Below are 23477 nucleotides of genomic sequence, written 5' to 3'. Positions count from 1 at the left end.
ATAAAACCAGTCTTTTAAGAGAACTGTTGGTGGTGAAAAACAGTATTGATCTGATTTTAAAAAGGCACTTTATTAGTAAGCTTTTTTCGAGAAGCTAGGTTTAATCACCTTTATCATGATTAGAGTATAAACACTTATTTAAGTGTCGTACTTTATGAGGTAGCTTTTGTGAAATGGCTATAAATGATGGTGGTAACACGTTATAAACGTCCGGACTAATTTTATTAGTTCGGGCGTTTTTTTTGTTTTTATAAAAGGAGGAATTGTAATGGAAAATGATGGGATTGCTATTAATCATTCGATGATTAATTTTAAACAAGCGTGGCAACAAGTTAAAGAATGGGCCGCTGTGGTAGGACCTGGTTTAATTGTGATGTTAGCAGATACGGATGCAGGTTGTTTAATAACTGCTGCTCAATCTGGTAACCAATTTGGTTATTCGATGGTCTTACCACAAATTGCTTTAATCCCAGTGTTATTCATGGTCCAAGAAATTACAGTTCGTTTAGGAATAATAACGCAAAAGGGTCATGGTGAATTAATTAGAAAATACTTCGGTAAAAATTGGGCTTACATATCTGCAATTACTTTATTAATCTCTGTTGTAGGAGCAATGATTACCGAGTTTATCGGGATTGCCGGGGTAGGTGAGCTATTTGGCATCTCCCGTTGGATTACAATTCCGATTTGTACAATCACATTAATTATTGTGGCTTTACTCGGTAATTATCATCGAGTTGAAAGAATTGGAATTAGTTTTGGTATTTTTGAATTAATGTTCATTATTGGAATCATAATGGTTAAACCGGATACATCTCAGTTGGTAAATGGAATTATGACGGTTCCTATTCACGACAAATCATATATCTATATGATTGCTGCTAACGTGGGTGCGGTTATTATGCCCTGGATGATTTTTTATCAACAAAGTGCGGTGACCGATAAACATTTGAAACCTAACATGGTTAAAAAAGAACAGAGCGATACCTTGGCAGGAACGTTTATTACGCAAGGAATTATGATTGGCTTTGTAATCTTCTTTGCCGCAACCACCTTTAATAAGGGTAGCGTAATTCTTAATACGGTTTCAGATCTAGTTAATGAAATGGCTTTGTTCATTGGACCAGCTGCTTCAAAAATCATTCTAGGAACCAGTTTGCTAGGTGGTTCATTGGTTGCAGCAATTGTAGTTTCTCTGGCGGGAACTTGGGGAATGAGTGAAGTTTTGAATTGGCCCCATAGCTTGAATGAAGGCCTTAATAAGAGTAATTATGGTTTTTATTTGATGTATGCAGCGATTCTTGTGGTACCAGCCATAATGGTTTTGTTTATCAAAAATATGGTTGAAATTGCTGTTTCAATCGAAGTTTTAAATGCATTGATGATTCCGATTGTACTAGGATTTCTTTTGTTACTTGAATCTAGAGCGCTTCCGGAAAAATACAGAATGCGCGGAATCTATAAGTATACGGTAATCATTAGTTCACTAGTAGTGATGATCTTTGGAATCTATATGATTGGACCATCATTTAATCTTTGGTAGGAGGAGTACACGATGATAAATAAAGTAAAAGTAATTATGAATGAATATATAAAAACTAAAAGTAAGTATGATTTTAATCTTAATATCTATCAAGGATTGTAAATTAGTCCATTAAAAAAACTTCCGTTTATCGAAACGGAAGTTTTTTTAATGGATACCTAATTGCATTCGAGCGACTCTAGACATCTTTTTGATTGACCAGCGTGGGGTCCAAACCAGGTTGATATCAATGTCATCAATTTCAGGAAAACCAATTAGTTGTTTTTGGATTTCTTCAAACAGATATTTTGATAGCGGACACCCCATGGTCGTTAACGTCATGGTTACCACTGCTACGTTAGCTTTGATTTCAATCTCATAGATGAGACCCAAGTTAACGATGTCAATATCTAATTCGGGATCAATAACGTTGGTTAAAGCTTCGTAATATTTATTGTTTGTTTCCATATTAACCCACCGATCCTTCCATTTCATAACTAATCAAGCGATTAAGTTCAACGGCATATTCCATTGGAAGTTCTTTGGTAAAGGGTTCAATAAAACTCATAATGATCATTTCAGTGGCTTTCGCTTCATCAATCCCACGAGACATGAGGTAGTAAAGTTGTTCTTCAGAGATTTTAGATACCTTAGCTTCGTGTTCCATGGTGACGTTATTATTATAAATTTCGTTGTAAGGAATGGTATCACTTGTGGATTTATCATCCATGATGATGGTGTCACACTCAACGTGAGAACCGGAACCGTCACTGTTTTTGGCAAAGCGGACCTTTCCACGATAGTCGACTGATCCACCGTCTTTTGAGATGGACTTAGAAATGATTGAAGAAGAAGTCTCTGGTGCATTGTGGATCATTTGAGCACCAGTATCTGATTTAATGTTTTTCCCAGCAACGGCAATGGAAAGCATCGTTCCTTTGCCACCCCGACCATTCAAATAGACGGAAGGGTACTTCATGGTAACTTTTGAGCCGAGGTTTCCATCAACCCATTCCATACAAGCATCTTCTAATGCCTGAGCTCGCTTAGTTTCTAGACTATACACGTTGTTAGACCAATTTTGGATGGTAGTATAGCGACAATAAGCGTGGGGAAGAACGTTTACTTCAACCACCGCAGCGTGAAGGCTATCGGAATTATAGGTTGGGGCAGTACAGCCTTCCACGTATTCGAGATGAGCCCCTTCATCAACAATGATGAGGGTTCTTTCAAACTGACCAGAATTTTCTGCATTAATTCTAAAGTAGGTTTGGATGGGGGCAGAAACGGTAACTCCCTTGGGAACGTAAATAAAGGTTCCACCTGACCAAACGGCACCATTTAAAGCTGCAAACTTATTGTTGGTAGGCTTAATTAACTTACCAAACCACTTTCTAACTAGGTCAGGATACTGTTTGAGGGCCGAATCAGTATCCAAAAAGATGACCCCTTGATTTTCTAACTCTTCTTTCATATGTTGATAAATTGATTCTGATTCGTATTGAGCAGATGAACCGGCTAAATACTTTCTTTCTGCTTCGGGAACTCCAATTTTGTCAAAAGTTTTTTTAATTTCATCAGGAACATCGTCCCAATCACGTGCTTTTTTATCAGTCGCCTTTTGGTAGTACTTCATATTTTTAAGATCCAGGTCCTTGAGGCTGGGACCAAATTCAGGATCCTCCATTTTCAAATAGGTTTGAAAACATTTTAAGCGATAATCAAGCATCCATTCGGGTTCTTCTTTTTCTGCTGAAATTTGTCTGATGATTTCTTCATTAATTCCGTTTCCAGTGGAAAAGAAAGGGGTGACATCATCGTGGAATCCGAATTCATAGTCGTTATTATTAAGAACTTCATTAATATCAGTCATCTTCATTAGCTCCTTTGATTTGATTAATTAGATTTTCGATAACGTGCCAACCGAGAGTGGCGCATCTGATTCGAGTAGGAAATTGGGCCACGGAACTTAATAATGCGGCATCGCCTAAGCTTTTCTTTTCCTCATCAGTAATTTGTTTAGCAATGATGTTTTGTTGGAATAATTTGATTAAGTGTAACGCTTCGTTAACCGGCTTTCCCACTAAGGTTTCAGTCATGATGCTGGTTGATGCTTTGGAGATGGTACAACCAGTTCCATAAAAAGTTAAGTTCTCAATGTGGTTATCATGCACCTGACATGCGACGGTAATTTCATCACCACAGCTAGGATTGCGCAGCGTTTCTGCTGGCAAATCTCCAGCCGGTTTTTGAAAGTTTTGGGGATGGTTAGCATTTTCTAACACGACCTGTTTGTATAAAGTTTTCATATCACGCAAGCTCATTAGCAAAAAACTCCTTTACCGTTTTGATTGATTCAATTAAACGATTGATATCAGTTTCATCGTTATAAAATGAAATGCTAGCTCGAACCATAGACTCAACGTCTAAGAATTTCATTAAAGGTTGAGCGCAATGATGACCTGCTCTAATTTCAATATTATCTAGATCTAGTCCGGTTGAAACGTCGTGAGCGTGAATTCCCGCTAAGTTAAAAGAAAGAACTCCTTTATGATTATTGAAATCAGTAGGACCGTAAACAGTCACTCCAGCAATTTCATTTAAACTGCTAAGCGCTAGTTTCATTAGGGCATCTTCTCGGGCATTAATCTGGTTTATTCCGATTTGATTGATGTAATCAATTGCAGCGGCTAGACCAATTGCACCGGCGATGTTAGGGGTTCCTGCCTCAAACTTTAGTGGGACAGGCGCCCAAGTGGCGGATTGTTGTTGAACATCGTCAATCATTTCGCCACCAAATTGAACGGGTTGCATTTGTTCTAGTAATTCTGTTTTCCCGTATAACACCCCAATTCCCGTGGGTCCTAACATTTTATGACCAGAAAACACTAAAAAATCGGCATCCAATTTTTGTACGTCGATTTTTAAATGTGGTGCAGATTGCGCAGCATCCACCACGATAATGGCACCGTTTTGATGAGCTAAGTTAGCAATTTCAGCAATTGGATTAATGCTGCCTAGTACGTTAGAAATGTGATTAATCGCAATGATTTTTGTTTTAGAACTAACCATTTTTTCTAACTCTGCTAGATTTAAGGTTCCATTGGCATGTAAACCAACGAAGCTTAATTTAGCACCAGTTTGTTTGGCAACTTGTTGCCATGGAATTAGATTGCTGTGGTGTTCAGCGATGCTAACGATGATTTCATCTTCAGGCTCTAGCATTTGTGTGGCATATCCAGTCGCAATCCAGTTTAAGCTTTCGGTACTAGAACGAGTAAAGACGATATTTTTACTGGCAGGAGCGTTAATGAAATCAGCAACCGTTTGACGGGCTGATTCGTATTTATCAGTTGCCATTTGAGACATGCTACCGACTCCGCGATGAACGTTGGCATTATCGTTTTGATAAAAATCCGTGATGGCATTAATTACTGACTGTGGTTTTTGACTGGTGGCAGCATTATCTAGATAACTTCTGGTTTCACCATTAACTTTTTTAGTCAGAATGGGGAAATCTTTTTTGTAGTTATACGTTAGTCCTTTCATGTTCAAGCTTCCTTTCAATCGTGTTAATCATTTCTGATTTAATCTCAGATGAGGGAATCTGATCTAAAATAATTCCTAAGAAACCGCGAATTACTAGTTTTTGGGCAATTTCTTCGGGGATTCCACGACTCATTAAGTAGTAAAGTTGCTTTTCATTGATGCGGCCGATACTAGCAGCGTGTCCAGCAACCACATCATTTTCGTTGATCAAAAGGATTGGATTGGCATCACCACTGGCATTTTCCGACAACATTAAAATATGATTTTGCTGTTGATTGTTTGCTTGATGAGCACCATGTTGCACTTTACCAATTCCATTAAAAACGACCTTAGATTTATCTAAAATAGCCCCGCGTTGATCAATTTGGGCATCGGAATGTAACCCATAGTTGGTAATCCGAGTGTTGATTCCTTGTTGTTGTTTCTGGTTGGAGATGGCGACAATTCGACTATCGGAAACGGAACCATCTCCGATTAGTTCGGTACTGAAATCGGCAGCGGTATTACCGTTGTTTAAAGCTCCAATCATCCAGTTCATCGTGGCATGTTTGCCGACGATGGCCTTCCGATTGATGAAGTTGTTGGTATGACTGGCGGTAGCATCCATGCCGAAGAATTGAATTTTGCTGTTTTCTTTGGCAAAGATGTTTGCGGTTAGGTGGGAATTAATTTGATTATTTCCCACGCTGCTAGTGTTTTGGACAACGTTAAAATTGCTATTAATGTCTCCAACTACGATGGTTCGATCAAAAACATCTTGGTTATTAACCGTATTTTCCCGAGTTTTAATGGTAATGGGATTTTTAAGGGTGATATTTTTAGGAACGTAAACAAAGGTTCCGTGAGTTACCAGCGCCAAGTTCAGACTAGTTAGTCGATCTGATTGTTCAGCCGCAATTTTTTCAATCACCGGTTTAAGTAAACTTTCATGCTTCAAAAGGGCCTCTTCTATGGAACAAACAATTACATTGGCCGCTTCCATTTCTGGGGTGATTTGGTATTCATTGGTAACATTCTCATCTGCCGTAACTTCAGGATCTGGTTGATTGATGAATGGCCAGTTTTGGTAGTTTATTTTGTCGATGCGGGGTAATTTTTCGTCACCTAGTTTAGAAAATTCTTCATTTCTAATCTTTGTAAACCAAGCGGGTTCCTGGGGAAATGTCTTGGTGGTAGTTATTTGGTTGATTTGTTTCATAAATTTGTCACGGACCATTGGTAGTATCCTCCTTAAACGTTTTCATCAACTAGATCAATATTTAAGTTTAAACGGTCCCGCAGAGCTGCATATCCATTGTTTTCTAGTTCATCAGCTAGTTCAAAGCCACCGGTTTTAACAATTTTTCCGCCCATCATGACGTGGATAAAATCAGGTTTGATGTAGTTTAAAATGCGTTGGTAATGAGTGATCATCAAGGTTCCCATTTGTTGTTTATCCATTGAGTTAACACCATGAGAAACAACTTGAAGGGCATCGATGTCTAATCCAGAATCAATTTCGTCTAAGATGGCAAAATGAGGTTTAATCATCATCATTTGTAAAATCTCGTTTCGTTTTTTCTCACCACCAGAAAAGCCTTCATTTAAGTATCGTTCCGACATTTCCTCAGTCATATTCAACGTTTTGAGGTTTTCGTCTAGTTCATCTAAAAAGGAAGTAATCTTAATGGGATTATTTTCTGGACGACGGGCATTAACCGCTGCTTGAATGAATTCAGCATTGGTAATTCCTTTGATTTCCGCTGGATACTGCATGGCTAAAAATAAACCTGCTCGAGCTCGTTCATCAACGGTTAGGTCTAAGATACTGACTCCATCAATGGTGATGTCTCCTTGAGTAACGTGATAATTAGGATTTCCCATGATGGTTTCTGACATGGTTGATTTTCCAGTTCCGTTAGGTCCCATGATGGCATGAGTTTCACCACTATTAATGGTTAAGTTGACGCCTTTTAAAATTTCTTTTTCAACCTCAGTGTCAGGGTCAATTACGTTAACGTGGAGATCTTTGATTGCTAGAGTTGTCATGATAGTTGTGGGTTCCTTTCTATTAATTAAAGTCGGGGATTTGTTTTTCAAATGCTTCAATTTGATCCATGTAGTTCATCGTGATGGCAATGTCATCGAGTCCGTTAACTAATTTATGTTTAATTCGAGATTCGATTTCAAAGGGATATTCGTGTTCGTCAGTTTTAACCACTTGATTAACCAAATCCACTTCGATTTTTTGGTCTGCTGGAATTTGCGCTAATGCTGCTCGTTGTTCTTTAGGGAGGGTGATTGCTAGCAAACCGTTTTTAGTACTGTTCATGTAAAAAATATCGCTATAGCCCCCGGCAATAATTACCTTGAATCCGTAATCAGTAAGGGCCCAAACGGCGTGTTCTCGAGAAGAGCCACAACCAAAGTTTTCCCCGGTGATTAAAATCTGAGCATTTTGGCGCTCCGGATGATTCAAGATGAAATCAGGATTGGGCTTGTTGGGTTCTAAATAACGCCAGTCGTATAGTAAGTTTTTACCAAATCCAGTTTTTAGGATGTTCTTTAAAAATTGTTTGGGGATTAGTTGGTCGGTGTCAATGTTATCGTTCATTAATGGGATGGTAGTTGAATTGATAGTGGTGATTTTTTCCATGTTAAATTTCCTCCTGTCTGATATCGATGAAGTGACCGTTGATTGCGGCGGCGGCCACCATTGCGGGACTAGCTAAGTGTGTTCTGGAACCGGCACCCTGGCGTCCTTCGAAGTTTCGGTTCGAAGTTGATGCACAATGGATTCCGGCGGGGATTTGATCAGGATTCATTCCTAAACAAGCGGAACAACCTGGTTCACGCCATTCACAGCCAGCATCTTTGAAGATTTTATCGATTCCGATTCTTTCAGCCTCTTCGCGAACTGCTCGTGAAGCGGGAACGACCCAAGCGGTTAGTCCTTCAGCAATGTGGTGGCCCTTTAAAATATTGGCGGCAATCTTTAAGTCTGAGAGTCGACCATTGGTACAAGAACCGAAGAAAATCCATTTGATATCAATGTCGCTGGGTTTTTGTCCGGGTTGTAAACCGGCATATTCGTAGGCTTTTTCATCATTACTGTTTTCAATTTCTGGGAAAGTTTCATCGATGGGAACTGCCATACCGGGATTGGTTCCCCAAGATACGTAAGGAGCGATGGTAGTTGCATCCACATCAATGATTTTGTCAAAGGCTGCGGGAGTATCAGTGTAAAATTGGCTCCAATATTCAATGGCTTTGTCCATGTTTTTCGGAGCGTATTTACGATTAGCCACGTAGTTAAACGTCTTTTCGTCAGGTTGGATGGTTCCCACTTTGGCACCACCTTCAATGGCCATGTTAGAAATGGTTAGGCGCGCTTCGACATCCATATCGCGGATGGTATCTCCGTAAAATTCAACTCCATATCCAGTTCCAAAAGAAACCCCTTCGCGGGCAATGATTGCCATGATGATATCTTTGGCATAAACCCCCTTAGGTAACTTTCCGTGAACGTGAATTCCCATGGTTTTAGGTTTGGTTTGCCAGATGGTTTGGGTAGCCAAAACGTGTTCTACTTCACTGGTTCCAATCCCAAATGCAATTGAACCTAACGCACCGTGAGTAGCAGTGTGGGAGTCACCACAAACAATTAACATGCCGGGTTGCGATAACCCAAGTTGGGGTCCAATGGCATGAATAATTCCCTGGTCTTTGTGACCCATACCCGCCAAACGAACGTTGAATTCTTCACTATTTTTATTTAAGGTTTCGATTTGTTTTTTTGAAATGGCGTCCTTAACGTTGAAGATATCAATGGTAGGAACGTTATGATCGGTGGTGGCAAATGATTTGTCCGTTCTTCTGACGGTTCGGTTATTTTCGCGGAGGCCTTCAAAGGCTTGGGGTGATGTTACTTCGTGAAGTAAATGAAGATCAACATACATTAGTTGGGGTTCTCCGACTTCACCCATAATTACGTGTTTATCCCAGATTTTATCGAACATTGTTTTTGGCATTTGTAGACCTACTTTCTAATTTCATTGATTATAAATTCAGTTACTTCGGAAGTGGTGCTCTTTCCGTTTAAGTCGGGAGTCACCACGTTATTTTTGATGGCAGCGTCAACGGCTTGCGTGATTTTTGCAGCAATCTCATTTTGCTGAAAGGAATTGATTAACATCATTTTGACTGAGTTAATCATTGAGAAGGGGTTAGCAATATTTTTACCCGCAATGTCTGGAGCAGAGCCGTGAATGGGTTCGTACAGAGCTAACTTACTTTCGCCGATACTCATTGAGGGGATTGAACCGAGTGAACCGGTGATTTCGGCTGCTTCATCGCTTAAGATATCTCCAAATAAATTTTCGGTTAGAATTACATCGAACTGTTCGGGCTGACTGATGATTTTCATTGCCATGGCATCTACATAACAAAAGTCCAGTTCCACTTCTGGATAATCTTTAGCAACTGCAGTCACCACCTTGCGCCAGAGCTTGCTGGTGGCTAGTACGTTTGATTTATCTACCATAGTTACTTTTTTTCTTCTGTTAGTTGCCATTTTAAAGGCGACTCTAGCCACTCGTTCAATTTCTTGAGTTTGGTATCTCATGGTATCGAGTGCATAACTGGAAGTCATTTCCCGTGGTCTACCAAAGTAAATTCCACTCGTAAGTTCTCTGACGATTACGAAATCGGTGTTAGTTGCGTTTTTCAACGGCGAGTACTTAGTCATATTGGTAGTGATTTCGGTAGGGCGAATGTTAGCGAAGAGATTTAAAACCTGTCTGATTTTTAAAAGTCCTGCTTCCGGGCGTTCTTTTTCGTTATCCCATTGGGGACCACCGATAGCAGCTAGTAAGACGGCATCGCTAGTAGTACATTCATCGATGGTAGTTTGTGGTAGCGGAGTTCCGCATTTATCAATGGCTTCTCCACCAAAGGGACAAACTGCTAATTGATATTTAAAATCAGTATTTTCGGTGGCGGCCTTTAATACTTTTAAACCGGCATCCATGATTTCTGGTCCAATATAATCTCCGGCAAGAACGGTTATTTTATTCATTAGCAGTTACCTCGTATTCATTCATAATTACTTTTAAGTCGCTGGTACTAACAATTGGTTTTTGATCGGCAATGTTTTTAAAGATGGGGAAGATGATTTTCATTTCTTCATTAGAAACGTCATAGCCTAATTGTTCAATTTTTTGTTTAACGGCGTGAGATCCAGAAAGTTTTCCTAATGGAAGGTTGGTTGCTCCCATTCCCACTGATTCCGGAGTTAAAATTTCATATGTACTATGATTTTTTAGCATTCCATCTTGATGAATTCCGGATTCGTGAGAAAAGGCATTGGTTCCGACAACCGCTTTATTGTTAGGAATGGGCATCTTCGTGTAATCGCTGACCATTTCACAGATGTCTCTAGTTTTTTCCAAGTTAATGTTGTCGTGGGCTTGGTAAAAATCTTTGCGAACTTTAAGGGCAACAGCGACTTCTTCTAGGGCTGAGTTTCCAGCTCGTTCACCGATACCATTAATGGTTCCTTCAATTCTAGAAGCGCCGTGTTCAATTCCGGCAAGGGCATTTGCGTCAGCCATTCCTAAGTCATTGTGACAATGAACGGAAAAGGTTACTTCATTAAAACGGGGAACGTTTGCTTGAAGATAATCGAACAATTTTCCAAACTCGACTGGATTGGTATATCCCACCGTATCGGCGATGTTGATGACGGTTGCTCCGCTATCAATGGCGGTGTTAATTGCTTGCACTAGATATTCTGGCTCGGTTCTTGTGGCATCTTCAGGTGAGAATTCAACTTTTTCAAAAAATTGTTTTGCGTAACTAACGTATTTTTGGATGGCCGCTAAGTTTTCTTCCTTAGTCATGTGAAGTTTGAATTCACGATGGATAGGACTAGTGGCGATAAACACATGAATTTGTTTATGGTTAGCGTCTTTAGTTGCTGCATAACAGGCATCGATATCTTTAGTGACTGCCCGTGCCAAACCGGTTACGCAAGCGGTATCTAATGAATTGGCCACGGCTTGTACGGCTTTAAAGTCTGCTTTTGAAGCGGCGGGGAATCCAGCTTCAATTACATCTACGCCCCATTTTTCTAACTCTTGTGCGATTTGCACTTTCGTTTCGATGTCAAAATTAACTCCGATAGTTTGTTCACCATCTCGAAGCGTGGTGTCAAAAAATTCAATTTGTTTTTTACACATATCTATAACCTCCTGAAAATTTACTTAAAAACAAAAAAGCGCCCTTTTTAATCTATGATTAAAAAGGACGCTTTTGCGTGTTACCACCTATATTTACTAATTACTCACATAATTAGACTCGACGAGTGCTTTACTGAACGTATCATACTCGGATTGAGATAAAGGTAATCACACCTGAATTCCTCTAAAAGAATTCTAATTGATATCGATCTTTCGAAATTAAGAAAATGCGTTTTTCACCAACCAACGCTCTCTGTGAAGTTCTGTAATTTTTACTTATTCTAATATCATTTGTATTTAAGTTATATTATTTTATGTGATTGATAATACATCGTAAAAATTATAAAGTCAACAACTTTTCCGAATAATTTTTGTTTTTTATTGATTTATTTAATTTTATCCCTTAAAATTATAAGTATAATACGAACTACTTATGTATTTTATTGTTAAAAGTTCGTTAAGAATGGAGAGTATACATGAAAGTTTTTGATTACGAAGATATCCAATTGATCCCTAATAAGTGTATTGTTAATTCACGAAGTGAGTGTAACACCGAAGTTAAGTTAGGTAATCGGACCTTTAAACTTCCGGTTGTTCCAGCTAACATGCAAACGGTTATCAATAAAGATTTAGCAATTTCACTTGCTAAAAACGGATACTTCTACGTTATGCACCGTTTCCAACCAGAAAAACGACTTGATTTCGTTCGTTTAATGCATAAGGAAGACTTATTTGCATCAATCAGTGTAGGAGTTAAACCTGCCGAATACGATTTCATCGACTCATTGGTAGAAGCGGATGAACTTCCTGAATACATCACGATTGATATCGCGCACGGTTACTCTGATTCTGTAATTAAGATGATTAAGCATATTAAGGAAAAGATTCCATCTGTGTTCTTAATTGCTGGAAACGTGGGTACTCCAGAAGCCGTTCGGGCCTTGGAAGATGCTGGTGCCGATGCTACAAAGGTTGGAATTGGTCCTGGTAAAGCATGTATCACTAAGATTAAAACTGGTTTTGGAACTGGTGGTTGGCAATTAGCTGCTATCAACGCTTGTTCTAAAGGGGCTAGAAAACCTATTATCGCCGATGGTGGGATTAGAACTGATGGCGATATTGCTAAATCAATTCGTTTTGGTGCCACAATGGTAATGATTGGTTCAATGTTTGCCGGACACGTTGAATCACCAGGTGAAACTATCGAAAAAGATGGAAAAACTTACCGCGAATACTTTGGTTCTGCTTCAGAATTTCAAAAGGGTGAGTACCATAATGTGGAAGGTAAGAAACTCTTGGTTACTCCTAAGGGCAGCATTTATGACACCCTTCGTGAAATGCAAGAAGACTTACAATCATCAATTTCTTATGCCGGTGGTCGTTATTTAACCGCATTAGCAACGGTGGATTATGTGATTGTTAAAAATTCCATTTACAATGGTGACTAATTTAAATTAAACGAGACCTTCATCAATTTTGATGAAGGTCTTTTTTTAATGATTTTTCATTTAAAACCGAACAATTAATGAAAAATGAATTAAATATCGTTTTAAAAAATGATTTGACAAACAAAATCAGAGTTGTATATTGAATGAAACCGAATTATTGATTCGATTTAAAAATTTTATTGTAAAGGAAGTGTTTATTATGGCTGATAAAGTATTGACTAATGATGAAGTAGAGGTGCTAGCACAAATTTTGTACAAAGCCTACAAGTCACAGGAACCATTAGAAATGTCCAAGTTTGAAGCGTTTGACGATGATTCTGCTTATCGCGTTCAACGTCGTTTAATGGAATTAAAAGTAAAGAAACTGGGTGGCTACAAGATTAGTCTCACTAGTGAAGAGACGCAAAAAATGTTCAATTCAACGGAACCTTTATACGGAGCTCAGCTAGATGAACGCTTCTTTAGAGATCAGGCTGATCTACCATTTTCCATGTTTATGGATCCGTTAGTTGAAGTCGAGTTAGTCTTCACTGCTAAGACGGATTTAGCTGCGGATGATGATTTTGCAACCTTAATGGAAAAGACTACGGTAGCTCCTGCAGTCGAATTACCAGATTGTCGTTTTAAAGAATGGTTCCCAACCTTACCTAAGAATTTAGTCATGGCTGATGCAGCGGTAGGTGGAGCAGTGGTTTATGGTAAAGAACACGATACTACTGATTTTGACTTTGAAGAGTTAGCAGAAGTATCCACTCAGCTCTTTCACGATGGGGAGCAAGTAGCAGAAGGAGAGTCTAGTGAAGTGTTAGGGAATCCCTTAAAATCACTCCATTGGTTAACCGAAAAACTGGCAGAGACCGATCAAGTAGTTCAGCAGGGACAACACGTTTCTACTGGAACCTTTTTATTACCGGTTCCGTTAAAACCCGGAAAATGGGAAGCTAAGTTTGATCATGAATTAGGTAACGTGGCGTTTACAGTTAAATAGTCGTCACGGTTTACCTGAGCTAATAGGCATAAATGTCAGAAAAATTTTGTTAAATATTTTACAAATTCAAATAAGTGTGGTTTAATTATCCTAACAAAAAGTAAGGAAGGAAAAATGATGACTAATATTAAGTTTAATTATCAAAATAATTGTTGTTGTACTAGTTGTATGTGACGGCTAACACACGTATCAAGATACGGGTGTTAGTTTACGCACCTGTATCTAGTACAGCTATTTGATAGTCTGATTAGATACTTTTTAGGTTAATCTAATTAGACAACTGATATTTAGGAATTTTTCTTTTCGCAATAACGAGAAAACTACCAAAATAGTCCAATTAGATTAAGTTTATCTAATTGGACTATTTTTTTTGGCATTAAATATTAAGGAAATCATAAGTTTCTTTCTGGGAAGGTGATGATAAGGGAATTTAATTCTAAAAACGGTTTAACAAGTGGTTTTAGTTATCTGCTTAGATTTTGTTTAGATAGGAGAATTGAAATGGTTGATGATAGTGAACTAAAAGAAGAATTAAGTAATTTAAGAAGACATTTTCATGAAAATCCGGAATTATCAGATCATGAGTTTGAAACAACTAAGTTTTTAAGCGGTTATTTAAAAAAGTTAGGCTTCAAGATCCTAACTTTTCCAGCCTTAAAAACAGGAGTGGTTGCTGAAATTGGTCCAGATAATTCAAAGGGAGTTGTGGCATTAAGATCAGATATTGACGCCCTCCCAATTTTAGAAGAAACGGGATTGGATTATGCCTCAAAGAATAAGGGAGTTATGCATGCTTGTGGTCACGACTTTCACATGGCCTCGTTATTAGGAGCGGCAATTCTATTTTCGGAAAATAAAGCTAAGCTAAAAAATAAAATCAGACTAATTTTTCAACCCGCTGAAGAAACCCACAATGGTGCTCAGGAAGTGATTGATGCAGGTGCTGTTAAGGATGTTAAAGCAATTATTGGTTTTCATAACAAACCAGATTTGAAATCTGGTGAAGTCAGCATCCTAACCGGGGGCCAGATGGCAGCGGTTGATGAATTTAACGTTTTTATTCAAGGAAAAGGAACCCACGCCGCCAGGCCACAATTAGGATCAGATCCAATCATTGCTTTGACTAACATCGTCAATACATTGCAAACCATTGTTAGTCGAAATGAAGATCCGTTAAAGACGACGGTATTATCAGTTACTCATATCGAAGGGGGCTATACCTGGAACGTTATTCCTGAAAAGACCTGGTTTGAAGGAACCGTTAGAACGTTTTCAGCGGAAGCCCGAGCCATTGCCAAACAACGTTTCATCGATATTGTTGAGGGACTATCTAAGGCTTTGGATGTGAATGCCAAAATCAACTGGATTGAAGGGCCGGAAGTGGTTAACAATGACCGTGAATTAACACCATTAGTTGTTGAAGAAACCCAAAAGCACTTTAAGTTAGTTGATGCTGAACCTTCAACCGCCGGAGAGGATTTTTCCTTTTTTACCAATAAAATTCCTAGTGTTTTTGCCTTTATTGGTAGTGAAGGAAATTCAGATTGGCATCATTCGGACCTCATCGTAAAAGATGATGGCTTAATTACAGCGGTTAAATGGTATTACTACAGTGCATTAAGAATTCAAAAATATTTCGATAAGTAATAAAGGAGCTTACAAATGAGTGATAAGAATTTAAAACAAGAAGCAAGCAAGATCAAGGTTGATGATACCTTACAAGCATGTCCAATTGATTTTTCTCAATCAAGTGTTGCTAATCCAAGAGCTCATAAAAAACAAAAGGAATACCAAAATGGAAAAATCAAATCTAATTTTAATCAAAGAGAAAAATATGCAGCCTACCAAGGACCTGAATTTAAAAAGAAGTTCACTGATGGAACGCTCCCGGTTGAAAAAGACCGTTATCGCTTGGTTTGGTCGCGTCATTGTCCCTGGGCCAACCGTATTGCAATTGCTATCGATTTATTGGGATTAAATGATGTTATTTCAAAAGGGGTCGTTGATCCGTTAAGACCCGCCGGAGTAGTTGGCGATTGGTTCTTCACTTTGGATAAAGATAACGTTGATCCCGTTCTTAAGATTCATTCACTTGGTGAAGCTTATCGAAAAGCTGATCCAGATTATCAAAAGAGAGCTACTGTTCCAGCGTTAGTAGATATTAAAACCGGAAAAGTGGTTAACAATGATTATAACGAGTTAGTAAAAGAATTTAGTCTAGCTTGGAAGGACTATATTGCTCCAGATGCACCGGACTTATATCCAGCAGCAATCAGAGAAGACATTGATAATTTAAGCAATATTATTTTGATGGAAATCAACTATGCGGTTAATGAAGCAGGCCACGGTCGGTCACAAGCTGACTATCAAAAATGGTATGACATTATTTTTAATCGCCTTGATTGGTTAGAAGAAAGACTAAGCAAACAAAGATATCTATTAGGCGATAAATTGACCCTTGTCGACATTAATTTGTATGTAACTTTGGCTAGATTCGATTTAGTATTCTACCAAAAATATTATGTTAATAAGAAACGACTAGTTGATTACCCAAATCTATGGAACTATGCCAAAGACTTATATTCCATTCCTGCTTTTGGAAAGAACACCAACTTTACTTCCATGAGACAACGGTTCTATGAAATTGATCATACGCCGCAAGCAGACTTACCAAGAATCATTCCGATTGGACCTGATGATTCAATTTGGGAGGAACCTAATGATAGAGCAGAAAAATTCGGCAAGTAAAACCGGCAGAATTGCGCAACTAATTACTACCACTGGAGAAATTGATGAAAGTAAATTAGTAATTGCTAAACATTGTCTGATTGATTATTTAGCCAGTAGTTTGGCAGCCCAGCAAAGTTTAGAGGTTTTGAATTTACGAAGGATTTTTGAAGATAATCAGCAATCAACGGTAATCATTGGTGGCAAGACCAGTAGTCCTGCTAATGCAGCTTTGGTGAACGGGTTTACGGCTCATTTTTCAGATTTAGATGATGTTCAATCAAATATCTGTGGTCATCCTAGCGTGGTTATTTTTTCTGCTTTGTTGGCAGTGATTTCAAATCAAGCAAGCTTGAGAGATCTATTAAGTGCTTATGTAGTGGGATTAGAAGTAGAAGGTTTACTGGGCGCACAGTTTAATCCGCGCCATAAAATGTCAGGTTATCATACGACGGCAACTTTGGGTGTTTTGGGAGCCGCTGCCGCAATCGCTAGGTTGAAAAAATTTGATGTAGAGCAAACCGTTAGAATCCTATCATTTGCAGCTGATCAATCAGCTGGTTTAGGAAGTGAAGTAGGAACCGATAACAAGCCACTTCATGCGGGCATTTCTGCTAGGAACGCGGTCTATGCATATGAATTTTGCTTGGCAGGCTTATCAACTAATCAAGATATTTTTAATGATAAAGATGGTTGGAATGAAACGGTAGTGGGGAAAGATTTAGACATTACCAGATTTGAAAATGAGTGGTTAAATCCCGGACAAATTATTAGTCCCGGAATGTGGTTTAAACAGCACCCGTTTTGTTCTGCGGCAATGTCTGGATATGATGCAGCTAAGGCTGCCTATCAATCTGGAATTAGGTTTACGGAAATTGAAAAAATTAGAATCAATATTAAAAATGGTGATGATCATGCGCTTAATTTTAGGCATCCCCAAAACGGGCAACAAGGTAAGTTTTCAGCCGAATATATAATTTGGCAAACATTGAAGTTTGGAGATGTGAATGAGCAATCCTTTGATAAGGAAGTTGCTACTACTCAATTCTTAAAAGATAGTAGTCGATTTGAGCGAAAAATTAGCCTGAATGATGATTCTTTAAGTGAACATGTAACTGTTCTGGATTTGGTGTTAACCAATGGGAAGCAGCAAACGTTTAGAGTTTCTAACCCGCTAGGATCACCACAAAAGCAACCTACTTTAGCTGATTGTTATGCTAAATTCGTCCGTTATGATAAATCCGAGTACGGTCAAACGAGAGTTGAAGCGTTAAAAAAATGTTTGAAGCAAGAAAAAGTTAGCGAATTAATGAATTTTTTAAGGGAGATTTAGGGTGTTCAAATGGAACTAGTTAATCGACAAATAAAAATAAACGAGCTCGAACAGTTAAAAAGAATTATCGATTTAGCATATCAAAAAGATGAAGAGTTGGGGATTAACTTTAAAACGGGGCAACAGTCCTTTTCAGAATTTAAGCAGGCCAGTGAAAGTTTAACTACGTTTGTAGCGATGAATGGAAATGAGATTGTTTCAACGGTTTCAGTTAGGTATCCGTGGTCTGCTAATCCTAGTCCCTATCAAATTCCCCATTTAGGCTGGATAGCAACCAACCCGAAGTACTTTCATCAAGGCCATTCTACCGAGTTGATTAAGTGGGTAGAAGATAATTTTTTAAAGAAGGTCGAACATGTTGATGCGGTTAGTTTAGGAACGGCAGTTGAACATCCCTGGCTGGTAGATTTTTATCAAAAATTAGGTTACGAAACGATTGAAACTAAGAGAAAATTTGCAGATCATCTAACCGTATATTTAATCAAAATTTTCAATAAAGCACTCGTAAATGATTATTCCAAGTTAAAACAGCTCGGATTATTAAATCTATATAGAAAGGAAAAGTAACTATGAATTTTGACGTTAGCTATTTTATTGCGGTTTTTCCCCAATTGTTGAAATACATTCCGCTAACTTTGATGATGGCGGTCGTGGCAATGATAGTTTCAATTGGTTTAGGATTTCTCATTACCTTAATGAAGCTTTCCAAGTTTCGGATTTTGAATAAAATCGGGAACGTCTACATTTCTTTTTTTCGAGGAATGCCCGGTTTAGTGCAACTATTTCTAATTTTTTATGGGTTACCACAGCTTTTCCCAGTTTTTAAAGGAATTTCTGCCGTATTTGCGGTTATTTTAGGACTGGGTTTTAAAAATTCGGCATACTTAGCAGAAATTTTTCGTTCTGCAATTTTATCCGTTGATAAGGGGCAAATTGAAGCGGGAAAGTCTTTAAAAATTAGCGATTGGAAGATATACGTTTATATATTATTGCCACAAGCCTTTGTTAATGCGTTGCCAGCAACGGGGAATATTTTCATTTCCTTAATTAAGGAAACTTCCTTAGCTTTTGCGCTAGGGATTACAGAAATTTTTGCAGAGGGTAAGATAATCGCTGGTTCGTCATTTCGATATCTGGAAACGTATCTAGCTGTTGGAATAATTTACTGGGGGTTAGTCATCGTATATTCGTGGCTACAGAGTTTGATTGAGCGTAAGGTTGGAGTTCCTTATCGGTGATGGGAGAAAAAAAGGATTTAATTAAAGCCAAAAACGTAGTGGTTAAAATACACGACAAAAAAATTATTAATAACGTCGATTTTAATATTAAGAAAGGTAGTATTACTGCAGTAATTGGTCCTAGTGGTTCTGGTAAGACGACTTTGTTAAGAACTTTGAATCAGTTACAAACAATATCTGAAGGTACGATTACGATTGGGGACGCTAAAATTGATAACGCAAATCTAAGTCGCCAAACTATTAATGATTTCCGGGCTAAATCAGCGATGGTTTTTCAAAATTTCAATCTATTTAAGAATATGACCATCATTGAAAATGTGATGGCACCCATGATCTTAGGTAAAAATATGAAATGGGAAAAAGCGCATGAAATTGCAATGGGACTATTAGAAAAAGTAGGCTTAGAAAAATTTGCGGAAAAGTATCCGATTAGTCTTTCTGGGGGTCAACAGCAACGGGTTTCAATTGTGAGAGCGGTCGCTAGTAATCCAGAGGTTTTGCTATTTGATGAGCCGACGTCAGCGCTTGATCCGGAGATGGTTTCAGAGGTCTTAAATATTATTGCGAGCCTAGCCGATGGCAAAATTACAATGATAATTGTTACCCATGAGATTGAATTTGCTAAGAAGGTTAGTGATGAAGTGCTGTTTTTAGAAAACGGTCAAATTTTATATCAAGGAAAAACCCAACTTTTATTATCCAGTGATGGGCCAAAAAGAATTCAAAAGTTTATTGAGAAGGTAAATTATGTTAGTTGAAAGGGATCTGACAAATGAAGAATAATCGAAATTTAAAGTGGATTATTGGAATTGTAGTAGTACTGTTGGTTGGAATTGGTGCTTTCTTTTTCCAAAGTTCACATAGTCAAAGTGAAAACGGAAAAACCAAAGATACCATTAACGTCGGGGTGACAGGAACTAGTTTTCCAACGGCGTATAAAAAAGACGGTAAGTTAACCGGTTTTGATGTTGAATTGATTAGATTAGCGGGTAAAAAAGCCGGCTATCATGTAAACATAGTCACGGGAGAATTTGATGGACTATTATCACAACTTGATAATGGTAAATTAGATACGGTTGCTAATGACATTGCAATTACACCGGAAAGAAAGCAAAAGTATGATTTCGGTAAGATATATAATAAGGAAGAAACTACCATTGCGGTACCTAAAAATACCAACTATAAAAATATCAAAGATTTAGATGGTAAGGTGGTTTCGAGTGCGGTAGCTTCCAATAATACTGCTAATTTAAGAAAATACGATGATAAGATAAATATCAAAACGTTTGATGCCAGAGATTTAACCTACGAAGCGTTATTATCCGGTAAAGTTGATGGAGTGGTAAATACCAGAAATAATTTAAACGCTTTGATTAAAGAAAAGAATTATGATTGGAAAGTTGTGAATGGAAGTGCAGCAACGGTTCAGATTGCGCTACCTTTCCAAAAGAATGATCAACATTCTGCTGAAGTAAAGAAAAATCTAGACAAGGCGATTGGGGAAATGCTTAAAGATGGAACGGTTGGCCAACTTTCCCAAAAATACTTTGGTTATGATGAGACGAAAGACTTAAAATAGTAGGATATCAAGCAAAAAAAGAGTTAATTTTCGATGAAAATCTGAAATTGCTCTTTTTTTATGCGTAAAAATACTTATGGCAATTAACTTCATTTATTTTCCCTTTTATATGGAAGAAACTCGTTATTTTTTCAAAAAAGTGAGATTTTTGGCGTTTTAGGTTACAGAATATGTATATAAAATTACTAAATTACAAAAAGGCCTGTTTTTTTTAAAGTCACTGTAACGTTAAGGTAACATTAGGGCTTTATCATATGTATTGTTGATAAGTTGATAGAAGAAATCAACTAGACAACAATTCTTGAAACAGTTTTTAATTTAAAGGAGATTTTATATTTATGAAGTTTAAAGGACTTAAAACACTTGCAACTATTACTGCCGTTTCTGCCGGTGCATTATTTGTAGGTTCACACAATGCTGATGCCTCAACTCGTGTAACTGTACAATCTGGTGACACTCTTTCAGAACTTGCTGAAACTCACAACGTTTCAATGGACAGCATTAAAGATGCTAACAAGATTCAAGATATCAACAGAATTTACGTTGGTGAAGTTTTCTCAATCGGTGATGATGGTGAAGTTGAAGTTGTAGCACCAACTGCTGAAGAAAAGGTTACTGCTCAAGCACCTGTTCAAACTCAAGCACAAACTACTGAAGAACCTGCACAAAGCGCAGCTCCAGCTGTTCAAGCAGCTCCAGTTCAAGCTCAAGCACAAACTACTTCAGCTAACACTGATGCACAACCTGCACAAACACAAGCTGCTGCAACTCCAGCCGCAACTACTCAATCAAGTAGCTCAGCTTCAGTTGAAGATGACGGTTCATTAGCTTCAATCGCCGAAGTTGAATCAAACAACAACTACAACGCAACTAATGGTCAATACATTGGTAAGTACCAACTTACTAACACTTACCTAAACGGTGACTACTCACCAGCTAACCAAGAAAAAGTTGCTCGTGAATACGCAATCAGTCGTTACGGTTCAATTGCTAACGCCGTTGCTTTCCGTAGCTCACACAACTACTGGTAAAATGAAGTAAATCAAATTAAAATAGATTTTTGAAATAATGTGCTTCATTCGCTTATTTTAAGTAAACTATTTTTAAGGACTCTCCTGGATGTTTAATTTGGGTGGGTCCTTTTTGTTATACTTTAAGAAACGATGTGAAATGAGGATTTGCAAATGAGTAGAGTTTTTTTGGTGGAAGATGATCCGACAATTAATCAAAGTGTACAAGAGGCACTGCAAAAGTGGCGCTACGAAGTGGTCAACGTTAAAGATTGGAATCAAGTTGCGCAAGAAGTTATTACGGAAAATACTGATATTGTCTTGATGGACATTACTTTACCGGTGTTTGATGGTTTTTACTGGACCACTGAGATTAGAAAACAGTCACAAGTTCCCATCATTTTTATTTCCGCTGCTGATATGAACACTAATGCAGTGCGGGCAATTGCTAGTGGGGCCGATGATTACGTGACTAAACCGTTTTCTTTAGATGTGTTAATTTCGAAAATCCAAGCCATCTTGCGCCGGGTTAATCAAAGTGACCAAGGAACTGATATTTCGTTGCCGTTTGAAGCTGGTGAATTGAATACATTAACTAATGAATTAAGTAATCAAAATGAATCCATTAAATTAACTCCGACAGAAGGATATTTGTTGAAACTTTTAATTTTAAACGTGGATCAAATTGTTACAAAGCAAAAATTAATGCGAATTTTGTGGCAAGGAGGATCGTTTATTGACGAAGATGTGTTAAACACCAACATGAGTCGCTTACGCAATAAAATGGCACGCGTTGGCTGGGCAGATCGAATTGTGACCGTTAGAAAACAAGGATACCGATTGGTGGAAAAAGATGGTTAGCTTAAAAAAGTGGTTTTATCTATTTTGGGAACAAAAAACAATTTTTTTTACGTATTTATTTATAGTGTTTGCAATCACTTTAGTGAGTCATTTGTATAATTATTCGATTGTTATGGTTCAAGACCTAGTTAGTTTTACCTGGTTGCCCATTTTAATTGCCATTTTGTATCGAATGCTTCGCGAAAATGCGACCTTAAACGAATTGAAAAAGAACCAACAAGAATCCGAAAAAATGCCGTTTCACCATCTAGATCCGTTGTTGAATTCTTATCGGCAGTTGCTAAAACAACAAAACGAACGGGCAGAACAGGCAGAGAAGATTGCCCACCTCAACGAACGAAATTTGATTGATTATCTCATCACCTGGAGTCATGAAATGAAACTGCCGATTGCTTCATTAAGCTTAATGGCAGAACAAGCAGAGGCGCTGGACAGTGATCAGGTTTATAAGCAAGTTTTGATTATGAATAATCAGCTGGATTCGTTGCTAACCTATGAACGACTCAATGACTTTAGCCATGATTTGGAGTTTGGCTGGTATAGTTTAAATGACACCATTACCAATGTTATCAAGGAGTACTCGACCTTTTTCATTGAAAAACAACTGGCACCAGCGCTTGCAGTCCACGACGTCAAGATTTTGACCGATCAAAAGTGGCTTTATTTCATCATCAAACAGATTATTTATAATGCGATTAAGTATGCCAACCCACAGACCAAGATTGACATTAAGATGGTGGGGCAAGAACTCCACATTACTAATGAAGGCTTACCCATTAGCGCCAGTGACTTACCCCGAATTTTTGAATCTGGTTTCACCGGAGAAAACGGTCGGAAACAACAGTCAGCGACGGGGATGGGGCTTTATCTAGTTAAACGAGTGAGTGAAAAACTAAATTTAAAGGTGGCAGCTGCGTCAGCAAACGATTTTACCACCATCACAATCACTTTTCCTAAATCAACAATTAAAAAATAACAAACTGTAAGGTTATTGCTAAAAACGT

The 23477-nt window shown here is 38.1% G+C and carries 22 protein-coding genes and 1 pseudogene; 13 read left to right on the top strand and 10 right to left on the bottom strand.

Annotated features, from left to right (window positions below; translation table 11 throughout):
* Positions 1-301: 301 nt before the first annotated feature.
* Positions 302-1543 carry an NRAMP family divalent metal transporter gene (locus tag R4B61_RS01640; protein WP_413628276.1) on the top strand — a complete coding sequence of 414 codons (1242 nt, stop codon included), beginning with the start codon at positions 302-304 and terminating at the stop codon, positions 1541-1543.
* Between the two features lie 147 nt (positions 1544-1690).
* Here the strand turns inward: R4B61_RS01640 and R4B61_RS01635 are convergent, their stop codons facing one another.
* The 10 genes and pseudogenes from R4B61_RS01635 to R4B61_RS01590 form a co-directional block, all read right to left on the bottom strand.
* Positions 1691-1990 (bottom strand): metal-sulfur cluster assembly factor, encoded by a 300-nt coding sequence (locus tag R4B61_RS01635; RefSeq protein ID WP_413627912.1) that lies wholly within the window; start codon positions 1988-1990, stop codon positions 1691-1693.
* A 1-nt stretch (position 1991) separates the two neighbouring features.
* On the bottom strand, positions 1992-3395 hold the full coding sequence (sufB, locus tag R4B61_RS01630; protein WP_413627911.1) for a Fe-S cluster assembly protein SufB: 1404 nt from the start codon (positions 3393-3395) through the stop codon (positions 1992-1994).
* A complete protein-coding gene (gene sufU, locus R4B61_RS01625; protein ID WP_413627910.1) occupies positions 3388-3846 on the bottom strand; it encodes a Fe-S cluster assembly sulfur transfer protein SufU in 459 nt (152 codons plus the stop codon). The genes sufB and sufU overlap by 8 nt, the downstream gene beginning before the upstream one ends.
* A complete protein-coding gene (locus R4B61_RS01620; RefSeq protein WP_413627909.1) occupies positions 3833-5071 on the bottom strand; it encodes a SufS family cysteine desulfurase in 1239 nt (412 codons plus the stop codon). Before R4B61_RS01620 ends, sufU begins: the two co-directional genes overlap by 14 nt.
* Complete coding sequence (sufD, locus tag R4B61_RS01615) at positions 5052-6287, bottom strand: Fe-S cluster assembly protein SufD (protein WP_413627908.1); 1236 nt, start codon at positions 6285-6287, stop codon at positions 5052-5054. The genes R4B61_RS01620 and sufD overlap by 20 nt, the downstream gene beginning before the upstream one ends.
* A 14-nt stretch (positions 6288-6301) precedes the next feature.
* Positions 6302-7099, bottom strand: coding sequence for a Fe-S cluster assembly ATPase SufC (gene sufC / locus R4B61_RS01610; RefSeq protein WP_413627907.1), 798 nt, complete (start codon positions 7097-7099; stop codon positions 6302-6304).
* A gap of 22 nt (positions 7100-7121) precedes the next feature.
* Positions 7122-7706, bottom strand: coding sequence for a 3-isopropylmalate dehydratase small subunit (gene leuD, locus R4B61_RS01605; protein WP_413627906.1), 585 nt, complete (start codon positions 7704-7706; stop codon positions 7122-7124).
* A gap of 1 nt (position 7707) precedes the next feature.
* The gene (gene leuC, locus R4B61_RS01600; protein ID WP_413627905.1) at positions 7708-9081 is read right to left on the bottom strand and encodes a 3-isopropylmalate dehydratase large subunit; all 1374 of its coding nucleotides are present in this window, start codon (positions 9079-9081) and stop codon (positions 7708-7710) included.
* Positions 9059-10127, bottom strand: a pseudogene (gene leuB / locus R4B61_RS01595) (3-isopropylmalate dehydrogenase). Before leuB ends, leuC begins: the two are co-directional and overlap by 23 nt.
* Positions 10120-11289, bottom strand: a complete 1170-nt coding sequence (locus tag R4B61_RS01590; RefSeq protein WP_413627904.1) for a 2-isopropylmalate synthase — start codon at positions 11287-11289, stop codon at positions 10120-10122. The pseudogene leuB and the gene R4B61_RS01590 overlap by 8 nt, the downstream one beginning before the upstream one ends.
* Positions 11290-11765: 476 nt before the next feature.
* Between R4B61_RS01590 and R4B61_RS01585 the strand changes: the two genes are divergently transcribed.
* The 12 genes from R4B61_RS01585 to R4B61_RS01530 all read left to right on the top strand — a co-directional run bounded on the left by R4B61_RS01585 (position 11766) and on the right by R4B61_RS01530 (position 23449).
* A complete protein-coding gene (locus tag R4B61_RS01585; protein WP_413627903.1) occupies positions 11766-12737 on the top strand; it encodes a GMP reductase in 972 nt (323 codons plus the stop codon).
* 199 nt (positions 12738-12936) lie between these two features.
* Positions 12937-13725: a 2-keto-4-pentenoate hydratase gene (locus R4B61_RS01580; protein WP_413627902.1), complete on the top strand. Its 789-nt coding sequence runs from the start codon at positions 12937-12939 to the stop codon at positions 13723-13725.
* Between the two features lie 501 nt (positions 13726-14226).
* On the top strand, positions 14227-15372 hold the full coding sequence (locus tag R4B61_RS01575; RefSeq protein WP_413627901.1) for an amidohydrolase: 1146 nt from the start codon (positions 14227-14229) through the stop codon (positions 15370-15372).
* Between the two features lie 15 nt (positions 15373-15387).
* Complete coding sequence (locus tag R4B61_RS01570; protein ID WP_413627900.1) at positions 15388-16473, top strand: glutathione S-transferase C-terminal domain-containing protein; 1086 nt, start codon at positions 15388-15390, stop codon at positions 16471-16473.
* Positions 16445-17785 (top strand): MmgE/PrpD family protein, encoded by a 1341-nt coding sequence (locus R4B61_RS01565; protein WP_413627899.1) that lies wholly within the window; start codon positions 16445-16447, stop codon positions 17783-17785. Before R4B61_RS01570 ends, R4B61_RS01565 begins: the two co-directional genes overlap by 29 nt.
* A gap of 9 nt (positions 17786-17794) precedes the next feature.
* The gene (locus tag R4B61_RS01560) at positions 17795-18352 is read left to right on the top strand and encodes a GNAT family N-acetyltransferase (protein WP_413627898.1); all 558 of its coding nucleotides are present in this window, start codon (positions 17795-17797) and stop codon (positions 18350-18352) included.
* A 2-nt stretch (positions 18353-18354) separates the two neighbouring features.
* Complete coding sequence (locus tag R4B61_RS01555; RefSeq protein ID WP_413627897.1) at positions 18355-19023, top strand: amino acid ABC transporter permease; 669 nt, start codon at positions 18355-18357, stop codon at positions 19021-19023.
* Complete coding sequence (locus R4B61_RS01550) at positions 19023-19781, top strand: amino acid ABC transporter ATP-binding protein (protein ID WP_413627896.1); 759 nt, start codon at positions 19023-19025, stop codon at positions 19779-19781. Before R4B61_RS01555 ends, R4B61_RS01550 begins: the two co-directional genes overlap by 1 nt.
* A 14-nt stretch (positions 19782-19795) precedes the next feature.
* A complete protein-coding gene (locus R4B61_RS01545) occupies positions 19796-20602 on the top strand; it encodes a transporter substrate-binding domain-containing protein (RefSeq protein ID WP_413627895.1) in 807 nt (268 codons plus the stop codon).
* A 338-nt stretch (positions 20603-20940) separates the two neighbouring features.
* Positions 20941-21633, top strand: a complete 693-nt coding sequence (locus R4B61_RS01540) for a LysM peptidoglycan-binding domain-containing protein (protein WP_413627894.1) — start codon at positions 20941-20943, stop codon at positions 21631-21633.
* Between the two features lie 153 nt (positions 21634-21786).
* Positions 21787-22473 carry a response regulator transcription factor gene (locus tag R4B61_RS01535; RefSeq protein WP_413627893.1) on the top strand — a complete coding sequence of 229 codons (687 nt, stop codon included), beginning with the start codon at positions 21787-21789 and terminating at the stop codon, positions 22471-22473.
* A complete protein-coding gene (locus R4B61_RS01530; RefSeq protein ID WP_413627892.1) occupies positions 22466-23449 on the top strand; it encodes a sensor histidine kinase in 984 nt (327 codons plus the stop codon). Before R4B61_RS01535 ends, R4B61_RS01530 begins: the two co-directional genes overlap by 8 nt.
* Positions 23450-23477: the final 28 nt, after the last annotated feature.

The organism is Fructilactobacillus vespulae (assembly GCF_047324295.1).
GTDB lineage: Bacteria > Bacillota > Bacilli > Lactobacillales > Lactobacillaceae > Fructilactobacillus > Fructilactobacillus vespulae.
This window is presented reverse-complemented; position numbering and strand designations above follow the sequence as displayed.

What these genes read in the sequence shown, in the direction of transcription:
- R4B61_RS01555 (WP_413627897.1), top strand. Translation starts at nt 18,355, where the DNA reads ATGAATTTTGACGTTAGCTATTTTATTGCGGTTTTTCCCCAATTGTTG.
- R4B61_RS01535 (WP_413627893.1), top strand. Translation starts at nt 21,787, where the DNA reads ATGAGTAGAGTTTTTTTGGTGGAAGATGATCCGACAATTAATCAAAGT.
- sufD (WP_413627908.1), bottom strand. Translation starts at nt 6,287, where the DNA reads ATGGTCCGTGACAAATTTATGAAACAAATCAACCAAATAACTACCACC.
- sufC (WP_413627907.1), bottom strand. Translation starts at nt 7,099, where the DNA reads ATGACAACTCTAGCAATCAAAGATCTCCACGTTAACGTAATTGACCCT.
- R4B61_RS01620 (WP_413627909.1), bottom strand. Translation starts at nt 5,071, where the DNA reads ATGAAAGGACTAACGTATAACTACAAAAAAGATTTCCCCATTCTGACT.
- R4B61_RS01560 (WP_413627898.1), top strand. Translation starts at nt 17,795, where the DNA reads ATGGAACTAGTTAATCGACAAATAAAAATAAACGAGCTCGAACAGTTA.
- R4B61_RS01590 (WP_413627904.1), bottom strand. Translation starts at nt 11,289, where the DNA reads ATGTGTAAAAAACAAATTGAATTTTTTGACACCACGCTTCGAGATGGT.
- R4B61_RS01635 (WP_413627912.1), bottom strand. Translation starts at nt 1,990, where the DNA reads ATGGAAACAAACAATAAATATTACGAAGCTTTAACCAACGTTATTGAT.
- R4B61_RS01545 (WP_413627895.1), top strand. Translation starts at nt 19,796, where the DNA reads ATGAAGAATAATCGAAATTTAAAGTGGATTATTGGAATTGTAGTAGTA.
- leuD (WP_413627906.1), bottom strand. Translation starts at nt 7,706, where the DNA reads ATGGAAAAAATCACCACTATCAATTCAACTACCATCCCATTAATGAAC.
- R4B61_RS01530 (WP_413627892.1), top strand. Translation starts at nt 22,466, where the DNA reads ATGGTTAGCTTAAAAAAGTGGTTTTATCTATTTTGGGAACAAAAAACA.
- R4B61_RS01540 (WP_413627894.1), top strand. Translation starts at nt 20,941, where the DNA reads ATGAAGTTTAAAGGACTTAAAACACTTGCAACTATTACTGCCGTTTCT.
- sufU (WP_413627910.1), bottom strand. Translation starts at nt 3,846, where the DNA reads ATGAGCTTGCGTGATATGAAAACTTTATACAAACAGGTCGTGTTAGAA.
- R4B61_RS01550 (WP_413627896.1), top strand. Translation starts at nt 19,023, where the DNA reads ATGGGAGAAAAAAAGGATTTAATTAAAGCCAAAAACGTAGTGGTTAAA.
- R4B61_RS01565 (WP_413627899.1), top strand. Translation starts at nt 16,445, where the DNA reads ATGATAGAGCAGAAAAATTCGGCAAGTAAAACCGGCAGAATTGCGCAA.
- sufB (WP_413627911.1), bottom strand. Translation starts at nt 3,395, where the DNA reads ATGACTGATATTAATGAAGTTCTTAATAATAACGACTATGAATTCGGA.
- R4B61_RS01580 (WP_413627902.1), top strand. Translation starts at nt 12,937, where the DNA reads ATGGCTGATAAAGTATTGACTAATGATGAAGTAGAGGTGCTAGCACAA.
- leuC (WP_413627905.1), bottom strand. Translation starts at nt 9,081, where the DNA reads ATGCCAAAAACAATGTTCGATAAAATCTGGGATAAACACGTAATTATG.
- R4B61_RS01575 (WP_413627901.1), top strand. Translation starts at nt 14,227, where the DNA reads ATGGTTGATGATAGTGAACTAAAAGAAGAATTAAGTAATTTAAGAAGA.
- R4B61_RS01640 (WP_413628276.1), top strand. Translation starts at nt 302, where the DNA reads ATGATTAATTTTAAACAAGCGTGGCAACAAGTTAAAGAATGGGCCGCT.
- R4B61_RS01585 (WP_413627903.1), top strand. Translation starts at nt 11,766, where the DNA reads ATGAAAGTTTTTGATTACGAAGATATCCAATTGATCCCTAATAAGTGT.
- R4B61_RS01570 (WP_413627900.1), top strand. Translation starts at nt 15,388, where the DNA reads ATGAGTGATAAGAATTTAAAACAAGAAGCAAGCAAGATCAAGGTTGAT.